Source organism: Spiroplasma endosymbiont of Megaselia nigra (genome assembly GCF_003987485.1).
Classification (GTDB): Bacteria; Bacillota_I; Bacilli_A; order Mycoplasmatales; family Mycoplasmataceae; genus Spiroplasma.
The window spans coordinates 1-2,043 of sequence record NZ_RCOO01000191.1; the positions used below are offsets into that span (position 1 = coordinate 1).

Here is a 2,043-nt window from a genome sequence, read left to right on the forward strand (position 1 = left end):
AAGTTATGTAATGATTGACGAAAAAGATATTTTACTTAATGATATTTCAAAACAAGACAAAGAATTTTTAGAATCCTATGACTTAAAAATAGTATCTATTAATGAACCAATTACCGAAGACAATAAAAATGAATGCTATATCATCGAAGAATATAAACGACCCTATACACCTGATGGAGTTAATATTATTAAATCTATGCACTTAATTAAAATAACTGACTTTAAATGAAAAAATCAAAATAGTATTAACTTAGTACTACAAAAATCATTACCCGAAGATACTGTCTTTACTGGAATTGAAATTAAATATCCTAAATCAATGTTATTTGGCAATATTAAGTGTTGAGGCAATGTCAATGGTGTTTATTCTTATCCATCATCAATAATTGAAAATGCTAATTTAGTACCTTTATTATCAATGCCAATTGAAACAGAACCTAATTTAAGAATATTTCAGTATTGATTTACTGAAAGCTTTTTACCATGAAGTATAGCCAAAAACTATATTCAAGGTGGTGATATTTTAGGTTTAATAAATAAAAATGGTTTAGAACAAGTTTTATTAAATTATCTGACTTATCGTTATAATTATGATCGTAAATTTCAAGGTGCAAAATACGATGAAAGGGGTAATCCTACTAATAAAGCAGCAGAATTGCGCCAAAAATTCGAAGGACAAAAACCCGAAGATGTAATTGATGGTTTATTTGAAAACTGAAAATTAGACAACCCAATATCTATTAATAAAAACTATGTAAAAATGTTTAAAAAAATTGTCTATATGCTTTCAAATTATACATATAGTAAATATGCAATTAATAAAGGTTATAATGACGATGTTAGCTTATTTACACCATATTATTTTGAATTAATTTCATCACCAAACCCAAAAGAAAATAGATATTGAGAATTTGAACATTGTAACGTTAAATTAAATTCATCATATTTTAATTTTAGTGGCGGTTCTAATCCACCCGAACCAATAAATTATTGAAAAGAAGTTTATGCAGATGACAAACCATTTAATAATAATCCAGATGATAATAAATATTGTTTTGTTGTGTGGCGAAGTAATGAAAATGCTGATTGAAGAATTGTTAAATTTCAAAATAATAATGCCACAAAAGAATTAGATACTCAGAGCGAATTTGTTCTTAGATTATCTCAATTAGGAGGGTGAAGAGGCATTGATTTAGCTATTTTCTTAAAGAATTCTTTAAGATATCGTTGATTATTAGACAAAAATTATTTTAAAGCAGTTTATCGTTGAGAATCAATAAATGTACCCTCAAGTATACCTAAAATTAATCCAGAAACAGGACAAATTACTGATTGAAATTTAAAACAACAAAATAATATTAATAGTAATGGTGACATTAAAGTAATTTTTAAAAACAAAGATATTTCAGAAAACCTTATTTATCAATTAGAAGTTAATTATTTTAACTGATTATCAATAACAAATGAATTAGAAACAAACAATATACCTTCACTTATACCCGCTGAAATTAAATTATCCGATGGTGAATACGGAAAGTACTTAACTAATTTAATTGTTTCTAATGACAAAATAGAAGATTATTTAAACTATTTTTCGCAATGATATAAATTACTTTATTCAAAAGCAGTTTGAATGAGTATCACTAAAAATTTAGTTGAGGATAATATTAAAATAACTTTTGATAGAAAACTATTTAATTTAAATCAAATTGAAATATCGGGAATATGAGGATATGGAAATTATGATATTATAATTTTTACAGAAAAAGAACAAATTAATATTAATAATTTACAATTATTTAATAAAAACAATGAAAAATTATCATTAATTAGATTAGAAATATAAAAAGTTATTTAGGTTTATAAACTAGACTGCACCCCAAAAAGTAAGTAAAATTAAAAAAGAACTTTACTAAACTTTTAGAGGAGGTGCATTTTTATATGGCAAGAAAAGGACAAAAATTTAATAAATATACAGCAGATTTTAGAAAAATGATAGTACAAGAAGTTAAAAATAATAAGATAAGTTTTATTGCTCAAAAA

General features: G+C 24.3%; 1 pseudogene. It reads left to right on the plus strand.

Annotated elements, in window-relative coordinates:
* Window positions 1-1,846: pseudogene (locus tag D9R21_RS07455) on the plus strand (hypothetical protein); the annotation flags it as partial.
* Between the last annotated feature and the right edge of the window lie 197 nt (window positions 1,847-2,043).